Source organism: Amycolatopsis halotolerans (assembly GCF_042647905.1).
In the GTDB taxonomy this organism is placed as follows: domain Bacteria; phylum Actinomycetota; class Actinomycetes; order Mycobacteriales; family Pseudonocardiaceae; genus Amycolatopsis; species Amycolatopsis halotolerans.
The window spans coordinates 42,959-61,366 of the sequence record NZ_JBHRWI010000052.1; the positions used below are offsets into that span (position 1 = coordinate 42,959).

Consider the following 18,408-nt stretch of genomic DNA (forward strand, 5'->3'; position numbering starts at 1 on the left):
TCACAGACCCACGCCAGGACCGTTCAGCTCCAGTAGTCGCGGTCGGGCAACCGGATCCAGGCGTCCGGCGGTCCGATGACCGAGCGGTTGTCGACGGGCCGCAGCCCCGCGTAGGCGAAGCAATAGGCGAGTGCTTCGTCCTCGTATAGGCAGGCCAGCAGATCGTCGTCCGGCTCGCCGCCGCCGGGGTGCAAGTCCGAGCCGATGATCTCGCCGTCGCGGACGATGCTGCCCTGGTTGCCGCTCTTGGGATTGGCGTACATGCCGTAGCAGGTCGTGCCCGCCGACAGGGCCTTGGTGACGCCAGGCATTTCCGGCCCGTATCCCCACGGCTGGGCGAGGACGCATCCGCCCGGCACGTCGGTGGCCCACATGGTCAGGATGGTGTTGCCGTCATTGAACGGGTCTTCTTCCCACGCGGCTTCCAGCTCCTCCCGGTCGCCGAGGACCTCGGCGGAAAGCCTGCGCACCGCTTCGGCGACGTCGATGCCCGCGACGCAGGCGATGCCCAACCCCTCGAGGTACGGCTTGCCGAGTGCGGCGATCAGCCGGTGACTTTCCTCGACGATCGCGTTTTCCTCCGGCGTCAGCGAAGCTTCGCCGCCAGGCGACTCCAGCCCGCTCCGACCCCCATCGCTGCTCATGCCGGACAGCATGCCGGATCAGCCGTGCGCCCGATACTCCCGGCCGAGATGATCCTGAAGCCGCGCATGGCGAAACTGATACACCGCCCCCGCCTGCCGCAACACCCCGCGCCGATACGCGTCGTCGAGAAACTCCGTCACCGCCCAAGGCAGCCGACCGGTCAGCGGCAGCCAGATCCGCGCCAGCAGCACCCACTGTCCCCAAGCCGTGAACGCCAGCACATAAGAAAGCCCGCCACCGAGCCCGCCGACCGCTCCGATGAGCAGGCCCGACGACAGCGGCCAGCGAAGCGGACCCAACGGACCTTGCAGAAGCTCAACCAGCAGCCACCCGCCGAAAGCGATGGCGAGGGCGACTGTCGGCACCAGAATCAGCAACTGCCGCACCGCGGTAGTGCGGTTTGTGGCCAGCAGGCCGAGCGGGGTGGCGGCCGAGCCGACGTCCAGCGGGATCTCCAGGGCGGCCATCAGTCCGAACACGAGACCGGCGGCGAGCCCGAAGACGAGTCCGTAGACGAGCGTAGGGACCAGCATTTTCTCGACCAGGGACTTGCCGTCCGGCGGGAATCCGAAGAGCAGGCCGTGCAAAGCGGTGTTCACCGGGCCGTATCCGAGTCCGATCACGAAGCCGCCCAGCAGGGCGGTGCCGAGCCGGGCGGCGTAGGTGCGGATGAACTGCCGTCCGGTCCGATGTCGTCCCCGCACTCGGATCTGGACGCGCGACGGCTCGATCGTTCTCCCGCCGCACACGATCATCAGGCCGTAGACCAGTCCGAAGGCCAGCCCGACCATCGGCCCGATCAGGAGCCCGTCCATCAGGCCCGCGCGGAAGGTGAACGCGGTCCCGCGGCCGATCAGGTCAAGCGGGACGAAGACAAGCCAGTTCAGCACGGCGATCGCCAGCGTCGAAGCGACGACGACGGCGAGGATCCGCGACGACCGGCCCAGCGAAGTGCCCAGCTGCCACCAGGCCAGGTCGTGGTCGTCGAGCTGGTCCACGTGCTGGGCGAGATAGCCCAGCCACCGCTGGGCGCGTCCGGGGTCCCAGCTCCGGAGCGGGCGCGTCAGATGCGTGGGCCGGTGTTGGTACACAGTGGGCACGAAGCTGGCTAGCAGGTGGTCTTCGACGGCGTCCGAGGTCGGAAACCGGGTGGTGTCCAGCAAAACCGCCGGGTCCCGGCCGGGGACGTCGCTGTAGACGGTCCGCGCGAGGCCCACCATCAGCGGCGTTCTCAGCGCCGTCGCCAGGTGACCGTCGGGACGGTCGCGCACCTCGGCGAGCACCGGGCCCCACAGATTCCCGTCGCGAGAGGTCGTGCGGGGCAGGTAATTCGCGACATCAGCCGGGGTCAGGTCGAGCAGTTCCACGCCCGCGGCCGAAGTCGGCACGTCGGTCGCGGCGACCGCTGTCCCGTATTCGCCGGGACGGCTGGTCAGCAGGAACGGCAATGACGTGGCGCTGAGCGCGGCCAGTGCGGCGGCGTGCAATCCGCCGGAGATCTCGTCGAATCCGTCCAGAACCGGGAGGACGCACCCGGTTTCGACCAGTTCGGCGGCGAGGGAAGCGGTCAGTCCGGGATAGTCGGGGTAGTCCTGCGGCAGCCGTTCGATCAGCCAGTCCCGCAGCGTGCTGGCCGTCGGATCCCACGCGCTGACAGCGAAGATCGTCGGCACCGGTTCGCCGGCGGAGCGCGTCCGGAGACGGCTCAGCACGAACCGCAGCGTCAGGATCGTCTTCCCGGAACCGGCTCGTCCCAGGACCACCAGCCGTCCGGACGGGATCCGCCGGTAGACGTCCGCGACGTCGTCCAGTTCGCCGTCCAGCTTCAGCGGTTCCGTCGCACCGCCGGGCGGGACGCCGCGGATGTTGTCCCAGCGATCGGTCAGCCGTTCGGACGCCAGATGCCATCGGACCGGCAGAGGGAAGGGATCGTGGACCCGGCGTTGCTCTTCTTCGCGCTGCCAGCGAGAAGCGACCACCTGCGCGAATTGGTCCGCGGCGTCGGAAAGCGCGCTCCGGATTCGCGGCGGCTCAATCTCCTCGGGCGCGGGGGAGACGCCGAACTCGGCCAGCAGCGCGCGACGTTCGGCCGTCGTGCTTCCCAGCGCGTCGGCCAGCAGCTTGACCGTGCCCATCCGCGGATCGATGGGTTTGCCGTTCTCCAGCCGCCGGATCGTGCTGACGCTGACCTCGGAGCGTTCCGCCAATTGCTCTTGCGTCAACCCGGCCTGCCGCCGCATCTCCCGCAGCAGATCGCCGGCCCGGCTCGTCACCGCGGAGACCCCTCACTGTGCGCCCGCTTTCCCGCAAATGACCTTACCGCGCGGGCCGGTCATCTTTGACCGGCTTGTGCTCTGGCACCCCGACCTGCGCGAACGCGACCATGATCGGCACCGGCTCCCCGCCCGGTCGCCTCGTCGGAAGAGAGAGAAGGAACCCGGGTATGGCCGCCGACTACCGGTACTGGTGCGGCGAATGCGGCTACCGGACGCCTTGGCTCACGCGGGCCGGCAGCGCCGAGCAGCGGACGCGGCACTACGCCGAGTGCCATCCCGGGGTTCCGCCAAGGGGGCAGGCGGAGCGCCGCCGGTCGGCCAGCGGCGGGGTCGGGTGCCTCGTGCTGGTGGGCATGCTGCTGCTGATCGTCGTGGCGGTGGCCGTCTGCCGGTACCAGTTCAGATAACTCCGGAACCCTTCGAGCGAAGGAGAGATTTTGTGCGCACACTGAGACGGACGGCTTCGGTACTGGCGACTGCCGCCGTCGCCGTGGCGCTGGCCGCACCGGCGTCCGCGGCCGACGCCCACGCCGACACCCAGGCTGTCCTCAACGGCTACCAGTCCCACGCCGGACCGGGCGCGGCCGTCTACGCGGGCAACGCGGCCGGGTCGTGGCACCTGTCCGCCGGCAGCGCGACGATCACCGGACCGGCGCGTCCGCTGCAGCCGGACGAGCACTTCCGCATCGCCAGCCAGACCAAGACCTTCACCGCGTCGGTCGTCCTGCAACTGGTCGACGAGGGCAAGGTCGTGCTCGACGCGCCGATCGAGCGGTACCTGCCCGGCCTCGTCGACGGCAACGGCTACGACGGCAGCCGGATCACCGTCCGCCAGCTCCTCCAGCACACCGCCGGAATCCCCGCCCCGGACGTGGTGGCCTGGGCGCGGAAAGCCGCCGGGTTCGTCAAACCGGACGGCAGCATCGGCCTTCGCGACCTGGTCCAGGTCGGGCTGCGCAACTTCCCGCCCGCGTCCGAGCCGGGCACGAGCGTGTTGTACTCGAACCTGGGCTACCTGATCAACGGCCTGCTGATCGAGCAGGTCACCGGAATGTCCGTCGGCGACGCGATCACCGCCCGGATCATCGACCGGCTCGGCCTGACCCAGACCAGTTTCCCGCACGCGGGCGACCGTTCTCTGCCCGCGCCGTACCTCCCCGGGTACCGCGGCGTCCGGGCGGGTCCGTTCTTCTTCTGGACCGAGACGACCTCGGCTCCGGTCATCTCCGAACCGTCGATCGAAAGCTCGGCAGGCGCGGTCGTCTCGACGCTGTCGGACCTGTCGGCGTTCTACCGCGCGCTGCTCGACGGCAAGGTCGTCTCCCCGGCCGCGCTGGCCGAGATGCGCCGGACGATCCAGGTCCCGGTGCACGATCCGAACTACGTCGGGCTGGGCCTCGGCCTGCAGGCGATCACGCTGTCCTGCGGCGGGGAAGCGTGGTTCCACAACGGCCTCGCGGCGTCCGGCTACAGCTCGTTGACCGCGGTGACCGACGACGGCCGGTACGCCTCGATGATGACCAACGCGTGGGAGCTGACGAGCCTCCGGCCCTCGCCGGTCGACGTGATCGACTCCGCTCTCTGCGGCAGCAGGCAGTGAACCCTACGAATCAAGGAGCGTGTGTGCGCACCCGAAGTTTCCTGGCCGCGATCGCGGTCGTCGTCCTGGCGGTCACCGGCGCGGCCAGCGCCTCGGCCGAGACGGCGAAACGGGTCTTCAACTCGATGCAGATCCTGTTCGACCTGAACAGTCCCGACCATTTCTGCACGATCGGGGCGGTCGGCACCGACAAGTACGACCGGAGGATCGCCGTCTCGGCGGGGCATTGCCTGCAGGATCCGCCCGGGCAGAAGTACTCCGACCGGGACATCCCGGAGAACATCCAGCCGGTCTACGACCGGGGCGACACCGGGTTCGGCCCGATCGGCTATGTGCGGTACTTCAAGAGCCGGGAAGGCTCGATGACCGGTCATCCGACCAAGGACTACCTGATCATCGAGCTGGTTCCGTCGGTGACGCTCTCCTCGCAGGGGCCGTACCTGAAGCAGACCGGCGAAATGGAAGTCCCCGACGGACAGCCGAGCCCCAACGCGCTCACCCCGTCGCTGGCCGACGAACGCCTCCTCGGCGCCGCGCTGAACAACAACAACGAACTCGTGGTGTCCGGCCAGCTCGGCGTCTGGTACGGCCGGATCACCAGCAATGCCAACGGTGTCTACCAGTCCTGGGCCAAGCACCAGGGCGGCGACTCCGGCGGCCCGGCGATCTGGCACGTGCCCGGCACCGAATATCCCGGGCAGGGCAACAACTTCCAGGCGGCCGGACCGTGGGCGGGCATCACCAAGGCCGTCATCCTGGGCGTCCCGCAGTACGCCTACACCAGTTCGGCGAACATCCTCGCCGACCTGCGCGCCCGCGACGCCGCACACCCCGGCACCTACGGCGCCGGCTTCCACGTGACCCAGAACCCGTGACTCCCGCTACCGAGAAAGTGACCATGAGACCGTTGTTTACGCGTACGCGCGCCCTGGTGTCCGCTGTCGCGGCGGTGCTGGCCTTCAGCAGCCCCGCCCACGCCGACACCCCTGCTGTGCCAACCTTGACCGACGGCTACGGCCTCACTCAAGTCGGGACCCCGCAAGGAACCGCGACCAACTTCGTCCTCACCGTGACGACTCCGGCGGTCGCGGGTCAGCACCACATCCGCGTCATCGTCCCGAGCAGCTATTACACCGACACCGCCAAGCGCTACCCGGTGTTCTACTTCCTGCACGGCGTTGGCGACGATCCGAGCAACCCATATCTGGCGTACCCCGCGATGCTGGCGAGCCAAAAGATGATCACCGTGATCCCGGACGGCGGGCTCCGCGGCTGGTACACCGACTGGGTCCGCCAGGACACCGCGGCCGGGGCGCAGAACTGGGAAACCTTCCACCTCAACCAGGTGATCCCGTTCATCGACGCCAACTTCCGCACCGTCGCCGCGAAGCCGGGCCGGGCCATCGGCGGGCTGTCCATGGGCGGTTTCGGCGCGCTGCATTACGCCGAGGATCGGCCTGAGTTGTTCAGCCAGGCTGTTTCGCTGTCCGGCGCGATCGACTTCAACCTGTACTGGGTCCGTACCGCGATCCGCGGCACGTTGTCCAACGCCGGTTTCGCCATGTCGGGCACGTCCGGCTCCGGCGAGACCACCGGCGGCAGCGGGTTCGGCCCGGCTGTGCCAACCGACTCCGCGTTCGGGCCGCTCAACGAGGCGGGCGACATGTCCGCCGCGCTGGCCCACGGTCCGGTCGTGAACGCCGGGAAACTCGCCACGGTCGGCGTTTCGCTCTACACCGGCTCCGGCAACGGCAATCCGATCAACGTCCTGCTCGACGAACCGGCGTTCGCCGAGTCGGTCACCGAGGCCGCCCAGCAGAACCTGAGGGCGGCGCTCGACAAGGCCGGACATCCTTACTACGCCGTGGATTACGGCAACGGCAAGACCTGGGGACCGAACTGCCAGGGCAAGCACACGGCCGGGTGCTGGGGCCAGGACCTGGCGGACTACCTGCCGCGGCTGGAGCAGGCTTTCGCCGCCGCTGGGGTCGCCTAAAGTACGTGAGGGGAACCCTGAGGGAATCAGATTCCCTCAGGGTTCCCCTCACGTACTTTAGGCGAGGAGCGGTGCTAGAGGCTCAGTCGGGCGGCGTCGTCTGGGCTGACTGAGACGGCAAGCTCTGCCGGTCGCAGCTCGACTGTTTCCGGTGCGCCGTCGAGGAGTTCGAGCAGTCGCGGCAGATACTTCGTCAGCACGCCGGTGTTGTGCGCTTCGAGGGCAGCGCGCGAGGGATACTTCTCGACCACCGTCACCCGCGACGGATCCTGCTCGACGTAAAAGGCATACCGCAGCGTCTCAGGCTCATCGCGCAGCACTTCGGGAACCAGTTCGGAAAACAGCGCGAGCATTTCGGCACTGCGGTCCGCCTTGGCCTTGAGGCGGGCAATAACAACGATCTCAGACAAAGGAAGCTCCTGGTCGCTTATGCGCCGAGCACCGGAAGGCGCAGCGCGGATGGACAACTTTCGTTGTGGTGCAAGGTGTGCCGCGCGACGACCGCCTCGTCGAGAGTGCCGAACTCCGGCACCGTGCGGGTGTGCAGATTGCGACTGAACCGCGGAAAACTGAACCCGGCGATCTGCACCCGAATGCGATGTCCGCGGCCGAATCGATGCGCGACGTCGTGCAAAGTAACTGTCACGCGGCTGGGTTCTTCCGCGTCAAGCCAGTCAGTGTCGCCGCCGTCGCGATATCGGGCCCGCTGCGCACCCTCGGCGACGTTGAGCGCGAAACCATCCGGCTCGACGTCCACCAGCGTGACGCAGATGTCGGCGTCCGGTGCGGTGCTGGTGACGTACGCGATCAGCTCGGCTTGCCCGGCGATCGTCACGTCCTCGGCCAGCGGGGCGCTCGTGTAGCGGAGCACGTCCTCGCGCCCGTCGACCGCACGCTGATCCTGAATTCCGCCCGGAGCCGCGGCCGCATCGCCCTCGAACGCGATTACCCCGCCGTGGGTGGGAAACGGGTCCTGCGGATCGGCGATGAACGTATCCGCGCCGTGGCCACCCTCGCGGTTCAGCAGGCCGTCTGAGGAAAGCGTCCATTCCTCGACCGTCGACGCGGGCGGCCACGCGGGCGCTTTTGCCCACGTATTCGATCCGCCGACGAAATAGCTGACTCGATCGGACAGATACCGCTCAGCCGCAGGGTAGTCCGAGCCGTCGCTGCCGCGCAGGTGCCGGTCGAAGAACGCGGCGAGCACCGGACTCCACGTCGGCACCCCGGCCGCCGCGTTCGGCAACACCCGCGCGCCGACGTCGCCGAACGCGCTGTAGGTGCCCGCGTGAGTCCACGGTCCGGCGATCAGGCCGGCTTTTTCGTTGCCCGCCAACCGGGTCGCGAGCCGGAACTGCGTCGGGCTCGTGAAGTCCCGGTACCCGCTGATCTGCAGAAACGGAATGTCCACCCGCTCGGGCTCGGTGAGCAACGTGGGCCGGTCCCAGAACGGATCGTGCGGCGACCGCAGCCAATCCGCCCACGACGGCGCGACCCGGCTGTCGTCAAGCGGAGCGATGCTGGTCAACGGCAACTGGCCCACCACCGCACGACGGTCCGCGAAAGCCTCCTTCAGTTGTTCGCGCACCTGCTCGCGCTCGGCCGCGCTCAACAAGGCGTGGTCCAGACCTTCCTCTGCCATTCCCAAGGCGTACATCGTCAGGAATCCCAGCTCGAACAGCCCGCCCGGCCGCGCGGTGTGCCGCATGTCAGCGGTCCCGATCATCCCGACCGCCGCCTTGAGCCGCGGATTCTGCGCGGCGACGGCCTGCAGCACAGTCATGCCCAGGTAGGACGAGCCGTAAATGCCGACGTTGCCGTCGCTCCAGGGTTGTTCGGCGGCCCAGTCGATCGCGTCGGAGGAATCGTTGTATTCCTGCGTGATGAAGTCGAATTCGCCGCCGGACCCGAACCGCCCGCGACTGTCCTGCACCAGCACGGCGAAGCCTTGCCGGGCCAGCCACACCGGATCGGCGACGAGCCCCGACACCCGGAAAACGCCCGTGCGGTCGTAAGGCGTCCGGTGCAGCAGCACGGGCCAGCGACCGTCCGCGGCCGGGCGGTACAGGTCGCCGACCAGGGTGACGCCGTCCCGGGTCTTCATCTGGACACCAGCGTCGATGCGCGGTGGATACACGGTTACTCCCATCAGGATAGGAGCCAGCTCGGTGCCGCCGACCGTAACACTAACCGTTGCAAAACACTAACCGTTGTTGTTAAGTTGGCGGCATGAAAGCAGTGCGCTTCGCCGCATACGGCGGCCCCGACGTCCTTGACCTGGCAGAAGTGCCCGAACCCCACGCCGGCCCCGGCCAGATCCGCGTCGCCGTGCGAGCGGCGGGCGTGAACCCGCACGATTGGCGCACGCGAGAGGGCCAGTTCCAGCGGATCCGCCCGATCGACCTGCCCTCCGGCGTCGGCCAAGACGCCTCCGGCGTGGTCGACGAGGTCGGCGAAGGCGTCACCGACATCGCGGTCGGGGACTTGGTGCTGGGCCGAGGCTCGAACACCTACGCCGAGTTCGCCGTCCTGTCGTCCTGGGCGCGCCTGCCCTCGGGCTTGACCTTCGCCGAAGCGGCCGGGTACCCGTCCGTGGTCGAGACCGCGCTCCGCGTCCTCCGGCTGGTCGGTGTCCAAACTGGACAGACGCTGCTGGTGAGCGGTGCCGCGGGCGGAGTCGGCTCAGCGGTATTGCAGATCGCGCGCGACCGGGGAATCAAGGTCATCGGCACGGCCAGCGCCGCGAACCAGGACTATGTGCGCAGCCTTGGCGCCATCGCGACTACCTACGGCGAGGGCTGGGTCGACCGGGTGCGCCAGCTAGGCCAGATCGACGCCGCCCTGGATCTCAACGGCACCGGGGTGATCCGCGGCCTGCTCGACCTGACCGGGGATCCTTCGCGAGTGATCACCATCGCCGACCTGGAGGCCCCGATGCTGGGGATCCGGTTCGCGGGTGTCGGCGGGAACATGATGGACGCGCTGGCCGAGACGGTAGACCTGATCTCGCAAGGAAAACTCCATATCCCGGTCGAGAAGTCCTACCCGCTGGCCGAGGCTTCGGCGGCGCACGCGGACAGCCAGGCCGGACATACTCGCGGGCGCCGGGTCCTTCTGGTCTGACCGAAGGGGCGCCGCCGGACTCGACCGGCGGCACCCCGCCGCGGCTCAGGCCATGGCGGTCTGAAGCGCCAGGGTTCGGATGCAGCAGGACCCGTTAGGCGCGCCTCGGGTGCCGACCGCCCAGGCGTTGCCCGCGACCGTCGACACTCCTGCCAACGCGCTGCCAGCCGGGCCCGGGGCGGGCACAGCGGTCCACGCGGTGCCGGTGAAGTGCTGGATCATCGTGGTGCCCAGGCCTGCCGGCGACGGATGCTGGTCGCCGACCGCCCAGATGTCGCCAGCGGACCGGGCCACGATGCCGAACAGCCTGCTCGGCAGTTTCGCGTTGGCTGGCACCGCGTTCGTCCACGAATGCCCGTCGAAATGCTCGATGAGGGGAACGTCGGTGGCGTTGTTCGCGCCGCCGTCACCCACCGCCCACACGTTGTTCGGCGCGATGGCCACGACCGCGGACAACGCGTTGGCTGCTCCGGGGATCGGGTTGACGGTGGGCACGACGGACCAGACCTTGCCGTTCCAGTGCAGGGAAAAGGTGCGCACGATCTCGGTCGAGGTGTTGTCGGTGCCCACTGCCCAGACGTCGTCGGCGGCCCGGGCCGAAATCGCCCGGGGCAGCAGCCGCGCGGTCCGACCTTGCGCCGGAGGAGCCACGATGCGCCACGCGGTTCCGTTCCAGTGCTCGAACAGCGGCACGATGCGGCCGCGGTTGTCGTTGAACCAGCCGGTGGCCCACACGTCCGACGGCGAGACCGCCGATACTGCGGTGAGTTCGGTGAACTGGCCGGATCCGGTGGGCGGGTCCGGGTTGGGGCTGGGCACGGGCACGACGGACCAGGAAGTCCCGTCGAAGTGCTCGACGAGCGGGACCAGCGTGTTGAGCGTGGGACGGGACAGCCCGACCGCCCACACGTCGGTGCGGGTCAGCGCCGCGACGCCCAGCAGGTCGGAGTCGCCGTCCGGATTCGGGGTGGCGACGATCTGCCAGCTGCCGCCGTTCCAGTGTTCGGCGAGGGTGCGGTCCAGGCCGCCGGTCTGGGCGCCGGCGTCGTGCCCCACCGCCCAGACGTCGTCGGCTGTCACGGCGGAGGTCGCCTGCAGGAAGTCTTCGGCTTGCCCGGCGCGATCAGCGGTGGGCACGACCCGCCACGTCGCAGGGGCGAAAGCCAGGGCCAGTGCGGTGAAAATGGGGAGAATGATGGGCATCATGAGTCCTTGAACAGATGACGTGGACACCGGCGGACGCGTTTCGCACAGCGGTCTTTCTGCCGTAGGACAGAAAGCTGGATCGACTCGCGGCGGCGCGTCCGGCTCTGTCGTGCTGTCGCCCAGCACGATCGGTGCGCCCTGTGCCGCGGCACAGGGCACACGCGGATCTTCCCGAGGTCAGTCTTCGCCGCCCCTGCCGCAGCCCGGAGGCGCGACCGGCAGATCGACGGCGCCGTCGATGACCTCCCCGGTCTTCTCGTTCTTCGCGTGTGCCGCCACGTGCGATTTCCCGCCGAGGTACCGGGTCATCCGAACCTCCCGGATCCCGCTCGGCTTCGAGGTGTCCTTGCCGGTGAAGAACGGTTTCCGGTTGTAGGTGAAGACGAGGTCCCACACCTGGCCGGAAACCTGGGTCAGGATCTCGAACTCCTCGCCGACGACCACCACGCCCTCCTGCGGGCCATCGTCGTCGTACATCGATTTGAGCGTGAACGGGGTGCCCTTCGTGCCGTGGCCCTTGGTCGCCGCCGGCGGTCCGCACGGGCGCAACGGCACCGCCGTCGCGGGCTGGGACGTCAGGCTCATCGTCAGCGCCGCGACGCTCGCGGCCACCACGGGCAGGACAACGTTCTTTCGCATCTCGCCACCTTTCTCGTGTTCGCACAGGAGAAATCCAGGAAAACGGGGAACTTTCCGTTCTTCCGACGTCGGCGGAAACGATTGTTGCCGAGCCGCGTTCCGGTGTCACGGTGACGCGGTCACCACGACGGCACGAGGGCAGGGAACCCGCCACCCGCACGGGCCGTTATTCGTGCACCCACACGGTAGTGAAGGACGCGCCGCGCGGCCCGAGCGGCAGTGCGGTCTGCTTGGTGACGCCGCTCGTCGGGCTGACCTGGTTGACATGCCCGAGATCCCAATGGGCGTTGTCGAGAGAGCCGACGTGCCCGCTGGTGTCGGTCACGGACACCTGCTCGTATCTCACGGCCCCGTAGTTGGGCAGGAAGAAGACGCCGTCGCCGGCGTTTCCGCCGAGCGGCGTCTCGGTGATCGCCTCGGCGTTGACCCGGGGGCATCCGCCCATCTCCGGATAGCAGGGCTGGACCTGGATCAGCGTCTGCCCGGTCGTCTGGTCCTTGACGACGATGCGGAACTTCTTTGTCGCGGCTTCGTAGGTGACGCTGGCGTCGATCAGGTCGCCCGGCCTGATCGGGTTCGCGAGCTGGATGTCGTTGTGCGGGAACATCTCCCACCAGAGCGCGTACTGCGGGACGCCGTTGACGCAGCGCGCCGAAGAGCCGCCTTGCTCGACGACGTCGTTCCACCAGCCGTCCATGCCGACCCAGGAGACGACCCAGGCGTCCTTGTTCGCCGGACAGGCGACCTTGGGCTGGATCCACCGCGCGTGCACGGAACGGAAATCGGTCGTGTGGGCCGCGTTGGTGGTGAAGTAGCCCGACCAGTTCCTCGAGGTGAAGTTGGTGACCGTGGTAGTTCCGTGCGGCCGGACTGGCGGCCCGACTTGTGTCTGGTCTTGGGCCGAGGCTGCGTTGGCGGACAACGGTTTCGCGGGCAGGTGCGGCGCGGACAGCGGAAGCAACGCCCCGGCGGCGAGCACTGTGATCGTTCTCGCCAGGTTTCTCAGCGGTCGGTTTGTCGGCACGGGATTCCTCCTAGTCGGCGGATTTCGTTGGTGCGCCAGGGGATATGCCGCCGCGGACCGCGGGGAGATCCGGACCGAAGGCCATGAATCCCGCCTCGGCGGCCAGGACCCATTCCGGGGTGCGCTGGCGATTCAGCCGCGGAACGGCACCGGTTCCGCGGCTCAGTCGGTCCGGTAGCGGTAGAAGTAATACCAACCGGCCTGTCCGCCGCCGCTCGGGCTGCGCGGGTCGCTGGTGTGGTATTCGCAGGGATAGGTCAGGAGATCCGGCGGGTCGTTCCGGCTCGCGCTCGAGGCGTCGCAGTTCGCCTTGACGCTGAACACTCCCGCCCACGCGCCCCGATAGGTCGCGGCACCCGCGAGGCCGCCGGTGAATACGAACAGGGCGGTCCCTGTCGCCGCCAGCGTCATTGAACGATTTTGCGGACTTGTCATTGATCCGCCTCTTTTCGAGACTCTTGATCGTCATTTCGAAAACGATCTCGGTTTTAACCGGAATGCGCGGTTCGCTGCCAGGATCGCCCAGTGTGGCACGCTCGCAGCGGCCGGACCAGCGGCCAAAGGTCCCCGAACGGTCCGCGTCCGGCTGGTGCGGCGCGGCAAGATTTCGTTGCGCGGCAGCAGGTGAAACGCCGATTCGGAGGCGAACGGCCTTGCCGGTTAGCCTGGACGGCCCGCGTCGCTCGACGCTGTCGCGGGGGAGTTCCGCGCGGGATACTGCGATTCCAGCGAAGTCATCGGCCCCCTCTTCGGGAATTGGTGCGTGATGAACGAATCTGGCTTTCGCACGGCGATCGCGAGTACAGCCGCCGTGCTGATCATCGGCTCTCCGGTACCGGCGCAGGCATCTCCAGGGGCCGCCGGTCATCTCCAGCAGGCCGCCGCGAGCGACTGGCCGACCTATCACCGCGACAACGCGCGTACCGGCGACGCCACTGATCTCGCGCCGCTGGGCACGCTCGGCACCGCCTGGCAGTCTACTTTGGACGGTGCGGTGTACGGGCAGCCGCTGGTGGTCGGCGGGCAAATCCTGGCCGCCACGGAGAACAACACCGTGTACGCGCTCGACCCGGCCACGGGCGCGACCCGCTGGTCGGCCCATATCGGCGAACCGGCGCGCCGCTCGGAGCTGCCGTGCGGGAACATCGACCCGCTCGGCATCACCAGCACCATGGTGTACGACCAGGCGACGTCGCGGGTCTACGCGCTGGCCGAACTCACCGGCGGGCAGCACGTGCTGGTCGGGGTGAACGCGGGAACCGGTGCGGTGGAGGTGCGCACGCCGCTGGAGCCGCCGAAAGGCGACGTGTTGGCTCACCAGCAGCGCGCGGCGCTAACCCTCTTCGACGGCCGGGTGTATGTGCCCTACGGCGGACTGGCCGGCGACTGCGCGAACTACATCGGCTCGGTCGCGTCGGTGACCACCGCCGGTACCGACCCGATCAGCTACGCCGTCCCGACCACCAGGGAAGCCGGGATCTGGGCTCCGGGCGGCGGCGTCGTCGACGGGCAGCGGCTGCTGTATTCGGTGGGCAACGGCGAATCCACCATGACCTACGACGACAGCGATTCCGTGCTGGCCCTTTCGCCCGCGCTGCAGCGGGTGGACCTGTTCGCCCCGGACACCTGGGCCGACGACAACGCACAGGACCTCGATCTCGGCTCGTCCAGCCCGACCCTGCTCGGCGACCACGTGATCGCGGTCGGCAAACGGGGCACCGGATACGTGCTGAACCACGACAAGCTCGGCGGCATCGGCGGACAACTGGCACAGGCCGACATCTGCCAGTCCTTCGGCGGCAGCGCGACCAGCGGAGACACCGCCTACCTGCCCTGCACCGACGGCCCGGCCGCAGTGCGCGTCGACGCGGCCGGCACCCCCACCGTGGTCTGGCGCGCCGCAGTCTCCGCGAACGGTTCCCCAACCGTAGGCGGCGGCGCGGTGTGGGTGGCGGACTGGAACACGGGCGACTTGTATGCACTGGCCCCGGCCGACGGCACGGTGCGGAGTCAGATCAACCTGGGCACGCTCCCGCACTTCGCCTCTCCCACCCTGTCCGGCGACCACGCCTACGTAGGCACGATGACCGGCGTGGTGGCTGTCTCCGGCGCCTGACCCGGATTCAGCGTTTTCACCAGAGCGGGTTCTGCCGCGCCGCATCTCACGATCCGGCGCGGCGGCCGTGCACAGCAAGGCTTTCGCGGCTGGGGACAAGGCTGATGGTCGCGGCAGTGAGAGCCGCTGCCGCACCGAGCAGGATCTGACTGCTGACGGTGTTGTGGAATGTGGCGGCCGCGAGGCTCCCGAGCGGCGTGGCTCCGTAGGTCAGAGCTCGAAAAACGCCCAGAACTTGGGCTCGCTGACCAGGACTGGTGGCGCGCTGCCGCAGATTCATCGCCTGGACGGCCCACATCGCCCCGAACGCGCTTCCCGCGACCATGACGGGCGCGATGAGCCAGGGAGAGCGCAGCAACGGGCTGAGAAACAGCAGAGCCCAGCCGACCCGGGTGAGCCGCATGGTGAGGACCTCTCCGAACAACCGTTCAGCCCGGCCCGTAAGGCAGGCCCCCACTCCTGCCCCGGCGCCGACGAGACCGGTAAGCACTCCATAAGTCGCCGGAGTGAGGCCAAGACCGGTGTCGGAGTTGGCATAGACGGCAAAGACAGTCAGATAGACGCCGTTGGCGATGCTGGTGACGCCACTGATGGCGATAGCGGCTTTGAGAATCCGGTTCCGGCCCACGACCCGCAGGCCGCTCCGGAAGTCGACCTTGCCCCGGCCGCCACGCCGATGAGGCCACGGCTGCCGTACCGCGGCGATGCACAACGTCGAGACCCCGCAAAGCAGGCCGGAGAGCAGCGCCGGTGCCGATGGCCAGAGCGCGTAGGTCAGACCGGCGATCGGGGGCCCGAGGAACTGGTAGAAGACCCGGGTCGACACCGACAACGCACCGTTCGCGTCCGAGAGCCGGTCGCTGTCGACGAGTTCGGGGACGAGTGCTTCTGCCGCACCGTCGACGAAAGTCTGGAGTACCCCGGAAATAAAGACAGCTACGACGAGAACCACCGCGGAAATGTGTCCAGTAGCGCTGGCGACGCCGACGGCGAGCATTGTTCCCGCACGCACGAGGTTGGCGATCTGGATAACGCGGTGCCCGTCCATCCGATCCACGACGATTCCCGCGGGGATGGCCGCGACAAGCCACGGAATTGTCGCCAGAGTGAGGAGAAGCCCTACGAGGGAAGGGCTTTCCAACGTGTGGATGGCGAGGAGTGTCGCGCCGACAAGGAAAATGCCGTTGCCCGTGTCGGAGAGCGCGGTAGAGCACCATAAGCCAAGAAAACGTGGCCCGAGTCCGCCCCTGCGCGGCTGTCGCACACCCTTGTTCGCTTTGGCCATGTGACGACTCTGACCAGCGACAATCAATGTTGTCAACGTTGATTGAGTTCACTATGGTCCTGGCATGGACGGCGAGTGGATGACTGCTGCCGAGGCCGCGGATCGACTGGGCGTCACCATGCGGACCCTCTACGCCTACGCGAGCCGGGGCGTCCTGACTTCGCGGCCCGTGCGCGGCGGTGGCGGCCGTCGATCCCAGTACGAACGAGCACAGGTCGAGGCGCTCGCCGACCGGACGGCGAAACGAGAACGAGCCGGTCGGGTCGAGATCCGCGTCGAGACCGCCGTCGCCGACCTCAGACCGGCCGGCGCGCTGGCGTTTCGCGGCTACCCGATCGAGGACCTGCTGGACCAGGGTTTCGAGAACGTCGCGGAGCTGCTCTGGACCGCGGATTTACCGTCTGGCCCGGTTTTCTGGCCGAACGCGAACCGGCGGGAGACTGCCCGCGTGCTCACCGCGCTTCCCGAGACCGCAGGCTTACTCGACCGGATGAGCACGGTGGTATCGGTCCTGGGCATGCTGGATCCGGCACGATCTGACCGGGGACCGGCCGCTGTCGCTGACGTCGGCAGGCGACTCATCCCAGCCATGGCCGCAGCGATCTCCGCGCACGCAGACCCGCACCCGGCACCAGGCTCGGTCGCGGCCACCATCACCGACAAGCTCGCCCGCGGTAACCCCGTTCCTTCGGCACCGGTCGACCTGGCCCTATGCCTGCTGGCCGATCACGAGCTCGCAGCGTCCACCTTCGCGTCCCGGGTCGCGGCCACTGCCGGCGCGGATCCCTACTCCGCCGTGGACATCGGAATTCAGGCCATGCGAGCAGTCGATCACGGCGGGACCGCCCGCGACGTCCACCGGATGCTGCGCCGGGTCGCGGAAGAAGGACTGTCCACTGTGGAATCAAATGCGCGGCGCGATGGTGCGCTGCCAGGATTCGGGCACCCGGTGTACACCGGCTTCGACCCCCGTGCCCCGCATCTGCTGGCCGCTCTCGAGCGCGTCCACGAGGAGAGCGACCGTCTGAACCTCGTACGGACGGTAAGGGAATCGGCAACCCGGCGCGGCCTGCCCAAACCCAATATCGACTTCGCGCTCGGTGCCCTGACTTGGCTCCACAGCTGGCCTGAGGAAGCTTCGACGGGGTTGGTGGTAGTGGCCAGGACGGCAGGCTGGCTCGCCCACGCGGCCGAAGCCTACGAGCGACCGTCGCGGATACGGCCTCGTGCGGTCTACATCGGATCGCGACCCCGCCGCCGCTGAGACGGCCGTGCTGACGGTTTCGTCCGATTGCCTCGGTTGGCACGGACTGGTTGTCGCGGCAGCTTCATGAGAACTCGCTGAGCTGAGGCTCGCTCGCCCCGATGAGACCGAGAACAGACGCGGGCACGGGATAGATTCGTTCGATCGGCAGTTCTTCCTGGGCGGCGTCGAGCCGACCGGAGCTGACACAGCGGTGCACACGCGCGGCGAGCGGGGTGATGTCAGTGATCCTGGTGATCCATTGGTCGAGATACCGGTCGACAGCCTCGCCGGACAGCCCGATCTGGATGGCGCGCCGGTTGAGCGGAGCGAGGGTCGCCGACCGGTCGGGATCCCACTGGATGCGGACCGGGCTGGCGTCCTTGCGCTCAGCCCATTGCCGCTGGCTGGCGTAGGTGCCGGATTCGTAGCTGCTGAGGACGGCGTGGGCGAGCGCCCATTCGAAGCCGTCCCGGGTGATCTGGATTTCCAGGATGCGTTCCTGGTCAGGCTTGGTCGCCCACCCCGACCGGTACATCATCCAGAGGAACGAGGGCTTGATCCAGGTCATCCGCTCGCGCTTGAACGGCGCCGCGAACGTCTGGGATTCGACTGCCACGTCGCCTATTTCCCGCGAATACGCCTGGTAAACCGTGACGGTCTGGTCTGTGAAGCCAGCCCGTACGTCACGGCGCGGCGCGCTTGGCTCATGCTTCGCCTGCGACGAGCCGAGGTCAGACGATGATCGTGGCGCGTCCGTCGTCGCGACCTCGGCTGCCCCGTTGTCCGTGACAAGGCCAGCCTGGGTCCGCAGATCGCGAAGCTGGTTGGGATTGAGCTGACCAGACACGTTGTTTCCTCCGCGGTCGTACCGTGAGACTCATTGTGCCTCGCCCGCAATGGCTGTGTCGCTTGAAAATTGGCTCTAGCGTGCCGTCCGGCCCGAACAGGGTGAACGGCGGTGGTCAGACGTGTTGTCCGACGGGGAAGTTCGACTACGTGTCGATCCAGGAACTCGTCTTGGCAGCGGACTTCGAGCGGTGTGATTGCTCCGTTGCCCGTGGAGTCGATTGCCGTGTGGCACGTCAGCGTGGCGGGCGCGCTGACTAGAACTTGGGGTTTCGCCGGTCGCGGAGGTGTTTGGAGCCCGCCCGGCGGCGCGGCGCTCACTGTCCGAACGATTCGACGAGGAGTTCGGCTGGTGAAGATGTATGCCGGAGATCTCGAGTCGGGCATGCCCGGCGGGTCGCCGTGA

At 68.2% G+C, this 18,408-nt stretch carries 17 protein-coding genes; 7 read left to right on the plus strand and 10 right to left on the minus strand.

Translation table 11 applies throughout. From position 1 onward, the window contains the following. Positions 1-23 precede the first annotated feature (23 nt). Together ACFORO_RS36105 and ACFORO_RS36110 are read right to left on the minus strand one after the other, a co-directional pair. Positions 24-644, minus strand: coding sequence for a hypothetical protein (locus tag ACFORO_RS36105; RefSeq protein ID WP_377871851.1), 621 nt, complete (start codon positions 642-644; stop codon positions 24-26). 18 nt (positions 645-662) lie between these two features. Beyond that, a complete protein-coding gene (locus ACFORO_RS36110; RefSeq protein WP_377871850.1) occupies positions 663-2,918 on the minus strand; it encodes a helix-turn-helix domain-containing protein in 2,256 nt (751 codons plus the stop codon). A 170-nt stretch (positions 2,919-3,088) separates the two neighbouring features. Between ACFORO_RS36110 and ACFORO_RS36115 the strand changes: the two genes are divergently transcribed. Genes ACFORO_RS36115 through ACFORO_RS36130 form a run of 4 tightly spaced genes read left to right on the plus strand, consistent with a single transcriptional unit; the run spans position 3,089 to position 6,517 of the window. Then, complete coding sequence (locus ACFORO_RS36115) at positions 3,089-3,328, plus strand: hypothetical protein (protein ID WP_377871848.1); 240 nt, start codon at positions 3,089-3,091, stop codon at positions 3,326-3,328. A 32-nt stretch (positions 3,329-3,360) separates the two neighbouring features. Next, positions 3,361-4,521, plus strand: coding sequence for a serine hydrolase domain-containing protein (locus tag ACFORO_RS36120; RefSeq protein ID WP_377871847.1), 1,161 nt, complete (start codon positions 3,361-3,363; stop codon positions 4,519-4,521). 23 nt (positions 4,522-4,544) lie between these two features. Further along, entirely contained in the window at positions 4,545-5,396 is an 852-nt protein-coding gene (locus ACFORO_RS36125) for a hypothetical protein (RefSeq protein ID WP_377871846.1), read from the plus strand. A 23-nt stretch (positions 5,397-5,419) separates the two neighbouring features. Beyond that, positions 5,420-6,517 (plus strand): alpha/beta hydrolase, encoded by a 1,098-nt coding sequence (locus ACFORO_RS36130; RefSeq protein ID WP_377871844.1) that lies wholly within the window; start codon positions 5,420-5,422, stop codon positions 6,515-6,517. Positions 6,518-6,591: 74 nt separating this feature from the next. Here the strand turns inward: ACFORO_RS36130 and ACFORO_RS36135 are convergent, their stop codons facing one another. Further along, positions 6,592-6,927 (minus strand): putative quinol monooxygenase, encoded by a 336-nt coding sequence (locus ACFORO_RS36135; protein ID WP_377871842.1) that lies wholly within the window; start codon positions 6,925-6,927, stop codon positions 6,592-6,594. Between the two features lie 17 nt (positions 6,928-6,944). Continuing rightward, positions 6,945-8,654 (minus strand): CocE/NonD family hydrolase, encoded by a 1,710-nt coding sequence (locus tag ACFORO_RS36140; RefSeq protein WP_377896717.1) that lies wholly within the window; start codon positions 8,652-8,654, stop codon positions 6,945-6,947. 92 nt (positions 8,655-8,746) lie between these two features. Here ACFORO_RS36140 and ACFORO_RS36145 point away from each other — a divergent pair, with 92 nt between their 5' ends. After that, complete coding sequence (locus ACFORO_RS36145; protein WP_377871839.1) at positions 8,747-9,640, plus strand: NADP-dependent oxidoreductase; 894 nt, start codon at positions 8,747-8,749, stop codon at positions 9,638-9,640. 45 nt (positions 9,641-9,685) lie between these two features. On the opposite strand, the gene ACFORO_RS36150 is transcribed toward ACFORO_RS36145, so the two are convergent. The 4 genes from ACFORO_RS36150 to ACFORO_RS36165 form a co-directional block, all read right to left on the minus strand. After that, positions 9,686-10,843: a hypothetical protein gene (locus tag ACFORO_RS36150; RefSeq protein ID WP_377871838.1), complete on the minus strand. Its 1,158-nt coding sequence runs from the start codon at positions 10,841-10,843 to the stop codon at positions 9,686-9,688. Between the two features lie 180 nt (positions 10,844-11,023). Further along, positions 11,024-11,485 carry a hypothetical protein gene (locus ACFORO_RS36155; protein ID WP_377871837.1) on the minus strand — a complete coding sequence of 154 codons (462 nt, stop codon included), beginning with the start codon at positions 11,483-11,485 and terminating at the stop codon, positions 11,024-11,026. Positions 11,486-11,651: 166 nt separating this feature from the next. Further along, positions 11,652-12,509 (minus strand): G1 family glutamic endopeptidase, encoded by an 858-nt coding sequence (locus ACFORO_RS36160; protein ID WP_377871836.1) that lies wholly within the window; start codon positions 12,507-12,509, stop codon positions 11,652-11,654. Positions 12,510-12,671: 162 nt separating this feature from the next. Beyond that, entirely contained in the window at positions 12,672-12,920 is a 249-nt protein-coding gene (locus tag ACFORO_RS36165; RefSeq protein ID WP_354747656.1) for a hypothetical protein, read from the minus strand. A 355-nt stretch (positions 12,921-13,275) separates the two neighbouring features. Between ACFORO_RS36165 and ACFORO_RS36170 the strand changes: the two genes are divergently transcribed. Next, positions 13,276-14,625, plus strand: coding sequence for an outer membrane protein assembly factor BamB family protein (locus ACFORO_RS36170; RefSeq protein WP_377871889.1), 1,350 nt, complete (start codon positions 13,276-13,278; stop codon positions 14,623-14,625). A 46-nt stretch (positions 14,626-14,671) separates the two neighbouring features. On the opposite strand, the gene ACFORO_RS36175 is transcribed toward ACFORO_RS36170, so the two are convergent. Beyond that, a complete protein-coding gene (locus ACFORO_RS36175) occupies positions 14,672-15,910 on the minus strand; it encodes an MFS transporter (protein WP_377871835.1) in 1,239 nt (412 codons plus the stop codon). Between the two features lie 64 nt (positions 15,911-15,974). Between ACFORO_RS36175 and ACFORO_RS36180 the strand changes: the two genes are divergently transcribed. Further along, the gene (locus ACFORO_RS36180) at positions 15,975-17,174 is read left to right on the plus strand and encodes a citrate/2-methylcitrate synthase (RefSeq protein ID WP_377871834.1); all 1,200 of its coding nucleotides are present in this window, start codon (positions 15,975-15,977) and stop codon (positions 17,172-17,174) included. 64 nt (positions 17,175-17,238) lie between these two features. Here the strand turns inward: ACFORO_RS36180 and ACFORO_RS36185 are convergent, their stop codons facing one another. Continuing rightward, positions 17,239-18,003, minus strand: a complete 765-nt coding sequence (locus tag ACFORO_RS36185; protein ID WP_377920284.1) for a DUF4291 domain-containing protein — start codon at positions 18,001-18,003, stop codon at positions 17,239-17,241. Positions 18,004-18,408 lie beyond the last annotated feature (405 nt).

What these genes read in the sequence shown, in the direction of transcription:
- ACFORO_RS36105 (WP_377871851.1), bottom strand. Translation starts at nt 644, where the DNA reads ATGAGCAGCGATGGGGGTCGGAGCGGGCTGGAGTCGCCTGGCGGCGAA.
- ACFORO_RS36180 (WP_377871834.1), top strand. Translation starts at nt 15,975, where the DNA reads ATGGACGGCGAGTGGATGACTGCTGCCGAGGCCGCGGATCGACTGGGC.
- ACFORO_RS36165 (WP_354747656.1), bottom strand. Translation starts at nt 12,920, where the DNA reads ATGACGCTGGCGGCGACAGGGACCGCCCTGTTCGTATTCACCGGCGGC.
- ACFORO_RS36150 (WP_377871838.1), bottom strand. Translation starts at nt 10,843, where the DNA reads ATGCCCATCATTCTCCCCATTTTCACCGCACTGGCCCTGGCTTTCGCC.
- ACFORO_RS36155 (WP_377871837.1), bottom strand. Translation starts at nt 11,485, where the DNA reads ATGCGAAAGAACGTTGTCCTGCCCGTGGTGGCCGCGAGCGTCGCGGCG.
- ACFORO_RS36175 (WP_377871835.1), bottom strand. Translation starts at nt 15,910, where the DNA reads ATGGCCAAAGCGAACAAGGGTGTGCGACAGCCGCGCAGGGGCGGACTC.
- ACFORO_RS36130 (WP_377871844.1), top strand. Translation starts at nt 5,420, where the DNA reads ATGAGACCGTTGTTTACGCGTACGCGCGCCCTGGTGTCCGCTGTCGCG.
- ACFORO_RS36145 (WP_377871839.1), top strand. Translation starts at nt 8,747, where the DNA reads ATGAAAGCAGTGCGCTTCGCCGCATACGGCGGCCCCGACGTCCTTGAC.
- ACFORO_RS36170 (WP_377871889.1), top strand. Translation starts at nt 13,276, where the DNA reads ATGAACGAATCTGGCTTTCGCACGGCGATCGCGAGTACAGCCGCCGTG.
- ACFORO_RS36115 (WP_377871848.1), top strand. Translation starts at nt 3,089, where the DNA reads ATGGCCGCCGACTACCGGTACTGGTGCGGCGAATGCGGCTACCGGACG.